The organism is Kaarinaea lacus (assembly GCF_975902315.1).
This window is the reverse complement of the sequence record NZ_CDLKIE010000426.1, coordinates 1-6,235: the sequence shown is the minus strand read 5'-3', so window position 1 is coordinate 6,235 and position 6,235 is coordinate 1. Positions and strand designations below refer to the sequence as shown.

Below are 6,235 nucleotides of genomic sequence, written 5' to 3'. Positions count from 1 at the left end.
TGGGAATTATAGACCGTTCCATCAATTACAGTTTTTACTATTCATTGGCCGACATGTACTTAAAAGAATGCATGCTGCAATACACTTCTCATCCCTATGCGAAAAAATGCTATGAAGAATATGAGTCTTATATAGTATTTTCATATTCCGGATCTCGCGGCACTGACATTCCTGATGATGTTGCGCAAGAACTAAAGGCCTTAAAAGTCAGAGTATTTAGCGCGCCAAAACAATAACTATGTAGTTATTACTGTGAACAACTGATGTTTGACTCTATTGCAACGAAACAAATCGATGTTTCGCTGCCATAATCTCCGATCATAAAACCCTTGCACCTCACCACCAAAAACAAATTTATTAAATACTAATATTCTAATCACGGCTTTACATACAGTAAACTTGAGCTACACCAAAATATTTCTGATTTACCCCTGCTGATAAAAGTGGCTTTGATATACATCAAGGAATTTTTTATCACAAAAGCTATAAATCTAACATTACGAGATAGCTAAATCTCGGAGAGGGTAATATTTCTGGAATTGTTTATGATTGAAAGTAAAGACAATGCAAAATACAGACGCAAAACAAGACAACGTAATTTCTTTTGATTCTGCCATGGTAAAAAAACAAGGTAGCGCATTAACAACAATATTAGCAGAAATAAAAAGCGCATTGCGCAATCTGTTAAAAACCGGTCAGGAAACCATTATTGACCTTAATAACACACCCTGCGACCAGGAATGTGAAGATGCGCTATTGGAGATTCTAGGTAAAGGGGAGGTCTCTGCTACATTAACGATTTTTGGTTGCGACCAGATTCAGGAAACGAATATCCATGGAGTATGGTGGGTTAGCCACATTAATGACACGGGTGCCGTATTGACTAAAGCGATTTACATATCCTATGTTCCGAGCATCCTTCCTGCGCAACGCGAAGATGTCGAGTATAGTGTGACCGTATTAGATAGACGGCTAGCAAACACTGCAATCTAGATACTAGCATTTGCTAACCGCCATTTGTTTCGTTATTTAACCTTGCTATAAAACTCAGCGAGGTTTTCCATATCTGCGTCACTTAAACCAGCCATCAAAGAACTCATCATGGGATCCTGGCGCTTACCTTCCTTATAGGCTTTCATCGCTTTAATGAGATAGTTTTTCTTTTGTCCTGCAAGATTGGGATTATTAGGATTGGTGCTTTTGCCATTCATGCCATGACAACTTACACAAGCCTGACTTTTTGCTTTACCTGCTTCAGCATCCCCTGCAATCGCCAACTGACTCATGGACAAAGTTGCAGCAACCATTACCGCCCCAACAATTATTTTCATTCACGACTCCTTATATTTCTGATTTGATTAAACTTCTTTGTAGTACCCGACTATTTTAGTTACAATCATTCCTGAGTTACTTGAGCTGTATCAATAAACGAATACCTCAAGGATATCAGACTACAATTATTCACCAGGAATGTTAATTTCACTTACTAATTCTCTTTATATACAGATTAACAATGAATAAAATTGCGAAAATATTAATCACAAGTACTGTTGTTTTATTCCTCAGTAGTTGTGATGATTCCTCCACGAACCAGGTCAGCTTTACCAGGCAGGTCAAGCCCATCCTGGCAACGCATTGCCTGTCGTGCCACACCAGCGAAGGGGAAGGCTTCAAGAAAAGTGGCCTCAACATGGAAACCTACGAGACACTAATGAAAGGCACCAAGTTTGGGCCAGTAATTGTGCCGGGGAACGCCTTATCAAGTAGCCTCGTGATATTAATCGAGGGGAAAGCTGATCCAGCGATAAAAATGCCGCATGGTTCACTGCAAATGATACCGGAGCAGGAACGAAAAACCATCAAGCAATGGATTCAACAGGGAGCAAAGAATAACTAGATATTCAGTGGAGCAAAATCATGAGCACCTACTCCAATATATTGGTAGCTATTGACCTTACTGATTCCGCAGAATATATCCTGCGCAAAGCACAAGAGTTAGTTTTATCCAACAAAACTTCTTTAACCGTTATCCATACCATTGACTACCTCCCGTATATGGGATTTGGCGAGACAGCATTGATTACGCCAACTTATACCATACCAAACGAAGAGTTGATTAATAATGCAAAACAGCCTATTGATCAATTATTAAAAAAGCTGGACCTGGATTCAACGGTTAATACAGTTTATGAACTTGGCAATGCAGCCAACGAAATCGTGCAGTATGCGGAAGATAATAATGTAGATTTAATTGTATTGGGATCCCACGGCAGGCATGGCGTAAAATTACTTTTGGGTTCCACGGCCAATGCCGTATTACATCATGCGCCCTGCGATGTACTCGCTGTGCGAATCAAGGATTAACCTGTCAGACATGCGGGCAACACATTAAACCCGGTCCGCCATTATAGTCCACATTAGCGTGGATCAAGTAAAATGACCAAGTCCTCGATAAAAATATCTGCTGTTATCGTCCTGGTAATAGCCGTCGGTTTCATCATTAGTTATGCCACCCAGCCCGACCCAATTGTTGTCTCGGTTGCAAAAGTATCGATTGGCCCAGTTGAACAGACTGTCACAAATACACGGGCTGGAACAGTAATGGCTTGCCGACGCGCGCGGCTGGCCCCCACTATAGGTGGCCAAATCGCCAACATGCCCGTTAAGGAAGGGCAAAAAGTTACAACCAATGAAATCCTGGTAGAACTATGGAATAAGGATATCAAAGCTGAACTCACCCTGGCACAAAACGAACTCAGCGCAGTTAAAGCCAGTGCAAGAGAGGCCTGTATTCGCCATGAAACAGCGCAACACGAATCTGAGCGTGTCACAAAATTATACCAACAAAAACTGGCCTCGGAAGACCAGGCCGAGAAAGTACAGGGCGTTGCAAAAGCTGCAAAAGCCGCGTGTGACGCTGCGTCAAACCGAAAAAACGTCGCTATTTCAAGAATCGAAGTGGTCAGGGCCGCATTGGAACGCACTATCATTCGAGCTCCCTTTGATGGTGTTGTTGCAGAAATCAATGGAGAAATTGGTGAATATGTAACACCCTCTCCGGTTGGAGTTCCAACCCTTCCAGTCGTAGATCTTATTGACTATCAGTGTATCTATGTACTTGCTCCCATTGACGAGGTAGACGCCCCGGCCGTGAAAGTTGGCCTGCCTGCCCGAATTACGCTGGATGCTTTTCCCAACTACCCTTTTGAAGCCACGGTTCATCGCATTTCACCCTATATTCAGGACGTAGAAAAACAGGCCCGCACCGTTGACGTCGAGGTTTATTTTTCCCATACGGTTGGTGAGCAAAGACTACTACCTGGATATAGCGCCGATGCAGAAATAATTCTCACGCGCAAAGACAAGGTAACGCGGGTTCCTACCGAAACAATTTTTGACGAAAACCATGTCTATGTTTACCTGGACAACACCGGCACGCTGGAGAAACGCCAAATCGAAAAAGGCATAGGTAACTGGAGTTACACCGAAATATTGTCTGGACTTAATGATGGTGACAAGGTCGTTACATCCATCGGTATAGAAGGACTAACCGATGGTATCACGGTTGAGCTGGAAAATAATCCGGCACCCTGAATATAACCATGATCGAACTGGAAAACATACAACGGGAATTTGTTGTTGGCGATCAGATTGTGCATGCCCTGCAGGATGTCAAGCTGACTGTTTCCCAGGGCGAGTATCTATCGATTATGGGGCCTTCGGGATCTGGCAAATCAACTCTGCTGAACGTCATCGGTTTGCTGGATCGACCAAGTGCGGGTAAATATAAACTCGACAACCAGGAAATCACTTCCTTCACCGATGATCAGCTTGCAGAAATCCGGCAGAAAAAGATCGGTTTTATTTTCCAGTTTTTTCAGTTGCTCCCCCGGTTAACAGCACAGGAAAATGTGGAATTACCCATGGTTTTGTCGGGGATCAATCCGGCTGAGAGGAATAAACGCGCTCGCCAAACTTTGGACGCCCTGGACATATTAGACCGGGCCACGCATCGTCCGGACCAGCTATCCGGTGGCCAACAACAACGGGTTGCCATTGCCAGGGCGACTGTCATGCAACCCAAGATCATATTAGCAGACGAACCTACTGGCAATCTTGATCGTAAATCCAGTGGAGAGGTAGTCACTATCCTTGAGAATCTCAACCAGCAAGGTATGAGCTTGATCGTCGTTACTCATGACCCCACTATTGGGCAACGCGCGAAACGCCAGATTCGTATGGTAGACGGGCGCATTGAAAATGACGACGCGAAGGGATAATCGATTATGCGAATACTCGATATTCTACACTATACCTGGCAGGCCCTGAGTCGACATCGTTTACGCACGGTATTAATGCTCATTGCCATGATGATTGGTGTTGCTGCGATTGTTGTGCTTACGGCATTGGGAGAAGGCGCTCGCCGTTATGTTATCAATGAATTTGCGTCACTGGGCACTAACCTCATTATTGTCATTCCTGGAAAAACGGAAACCAGAGGTGGTTCACCGTCAATTTTCATTGGCGAAACACCACGCGACTTAACCAACGATGACGCAAAAGCATTACAGAGGATTAGTGGTGTCAATAAAATCGCTCCCATTGTTATCGGTTCTGCAACTGTTTCCTGGCAAGGTATCGAACGTGAATCGCCTGTTCTTGGCTCAAGCCATTCGCTACTGGCGATAAGACACTGGCAATTATCATCGGGTCAGTTTTTGCCGGATGCGGATTATGATCGCGCAACCCCGGTTTGCGTCATTGGGGCAACCATAAAAAAGGAACTTTTTGGTGCAGTAAACCCAGTTGGTAAATGGGTAAGAATAGGTGACCGACGTTTTCGAGTGATTGGCATATTGGCTTCCGAGGGACGATCCATAGGGCTGGATGTACAGGACCTGGTGATAACACCCGTTGCCTCGGCACAGTCCATTTTCAATATACCCTCTTTATTCAGAATCCTGGTAGAGGCCAAATCCCGTGATGTGGTTCCGTATGTAATCAAGCAAGTTACCAGTACAATTAAAGAGCGTCACCAGGGAGAAGAAGACGTTACCATCATCACCCAGGACGCGATACTTAGCACCTTTGACAGAATATTAAGTGCCTTAACCTACAGCGTGGCAGGAATTGCAGCTATCAGTCTGGCAGTCGCCGGGATTCTGATCATGAATATTATGCTGGTGTCTATCTCGCAACGCACCGCGGAAATCGGTTTACTTAAAGCACTAGGGGCTTCACAACATAAAATTATTACCTTGTTCCTGGCGGAGGCCACCATGCTCGCCACCTTTGGTGCAGTTCTGGGATTGTTACTTGGAGAACTTACAAACATCGCTATTCGCCATATATATCCTGCATTTCCAGCAGGCGCACCACTTTGGGCTGCAATTGGGGCAGCCAGTGTTGCGGTACTGACGGGATTGCTTTTTGGCGCGATGCCAGCCAGGCGTGCGGCGAGGCTCAATCCTGTTGATGCGCTGGCACATAAGTAATGGACAATAATTTTTTAAAAACACGATTATGCTAAAAGTTAAGGACTACATCACGTTTGTTGGCAAAGCGATTACTGCACATCGCATGCGCTCCTATTTGACGATGCTCTGTATAGCAATCGGTATCACCGCTGTGATGCTGCTAACCTCTATCGGTGAGGGTATTCACCGCTTTGTACTGGCTGAATTTACCCAGTTTGGCACCAATCTAATCATGATCAATCCAGGTCGAGTCACCACTGCCGGGTCTTCCATCGGAGTATTTGGTGCAGAAAGACCGTTAACGATAGAAGATGCGGAAGCCTTAAAACGCATTCCAACAGTTAAAGCGGTAATTCCCGCGGTGCAGGGTAATGCAGAGGTTGAATCACGAACCAAAAGCCGACGCACAACGATCTATGGTGTTGGTCCTGAATTTACCACGGTATTCAGCTTTCACATAAGCTCCGGAAAATTTCTTCCAGAAGATGACATCCAGTCACCCAGGGCGTATGCCGTTCTGGGCCATAAACTAAAGCAGGAACTTTTTGGCAATGAATCCCCACTGGGTCAACTGGTTCGCATTGGCGGCAACCGCTTTCGTATTATCGGAGTCCTTGAAGCCAAAGGCCAGATGCTCGGCATTGATCTTGATGATGCTGCTTATATACCTACCCAGCGTGGCCTGGCACTTTTTAATCGCGAAGGCGTTATGGAAATTGACGTATTGTATAAAGAAGGCGCCGATGAAAAATTCATCG

9 protein-coding genes are annotated in these 6,235 nt (G+C 44.9%); 8 read left to right on the top strand and 1 reads right to left on the bottom strand.

Annotated elements, in window-relative coordinates; all coding sequences use genetic code 11:
- Together ACWVCM_RS13430 and ACWVCM_RS13425 are read left to right on the top strand one after the other, a co-directional pair.
- A partial coding sequence (locus ACWVCM_RS13430; protein WP_455202270.1) for a hypothetical protein occupies window positions 1–236 on the top strand: 236 nt, incomplete at its 5' end.
- Between the two features lie 328 nt (window positions 237–564).
- A complete protein-coding gene (locus tag ACWVCM_RS13425) occupies window positions 565–993 on the top strand; it encodes a hydrogenase expression/formation C-terminal domain-containing protein (RefSeq protein ID WP_455202269.1) in 429 nt (142 codons plus the stop codon).
- 32 nt (window positions 994–1,025) lie between these two features.
- On the opposite strand, the gene ACWVCM_RS13420 is transcribed toward ACWVCM_RS13425, so the two are convergent.
- The gene (locus tag ACWVCM_RS13420; protein WP_455202268.1) at window positions 1,026–1,331 is read right to left on the bottom strand and encodes a c-type cytochrome; all 306 of its coding nucleotides are present in this window, start codon (window positions 1,329–1,331) and stop codon (window positions 1,026–1,028) included.
- 182 nt (window positions 1,332–1,513) lie between these two features.
- Between ACWVCM_RS13420 and ACWVCM_RS13415 the strand changes: the two genes are divergently transcribed.
- The 6 genes from ACWVCM_RS13415 to ACWVCM_RS13390 all read left to right on the top strand — a co-directional run.
- Entirely contained in the window at window positions 1,514–1,897 is a 384-nt protein-coding gene (locus ACWVCM_RS13415; protein WP_455202267.1) for a c-type cytochrome domain-containing protein, read from the top strand.
- 20 nt (window positions 1,898–1,917) lie between these two features.
- On the top strand, window positions 1,918–2,364 hold the full coding sequence (locus ACWVCM_RS13410) for a universal stress protein (protein ID WP_455202266.1): 447 nt from the start codon (window positions 1,918–1,920) through the stop codon (window positions 2,362–2,364).
- 72 nt (window positions 2,365–2,436) lie between these two features.
- The gene (locus ACWVCM_RS13405) at window positions 2,437–3,594 is read left to right on the top strand and encodes an efflux RND transporter periplasmic adaptor subunit (RefSeq protein WP_455202265.1); all 1,158 of its coding nucleotides are present in this window, start codon (window positions 2,437–2,439) and stop codon (window positions 3,592–3,594) included.
- Between the two features lie 8 nt (window positions 3,595–3,602).
- Entirely contained in the window at window positions 3,603–4,280 is a 678-nt protein-coding gene (locus tag ACWVCM_RS13400) for an ABC transporter ATP-binding protein (RefSeq protein ID WP_455202264.1), read from the top strand.
- Window positions 4,281–4,286: 6 nt separating this feature from the next.
- Window positions 4,287–5,495, top strand: coding sequence for an ABC transporter permease (locus ACWVCM_RS13395; RefSeq protein ID WP_455202263.1), 1,209 nt, complete (start codon window positions 4,287–4,289; stop codon window positions 5,493–5,495).
- A 28-nt stretch (window positions 5,496–5,523) separates the two neighbouring features.
- The coding region (locus ACWVCM_RS13390; protein WP_455202262.1) for an ABC transporter permease at window positions 5,524–6,235 on the top strand (712 nt) is incomplete at its 3' end.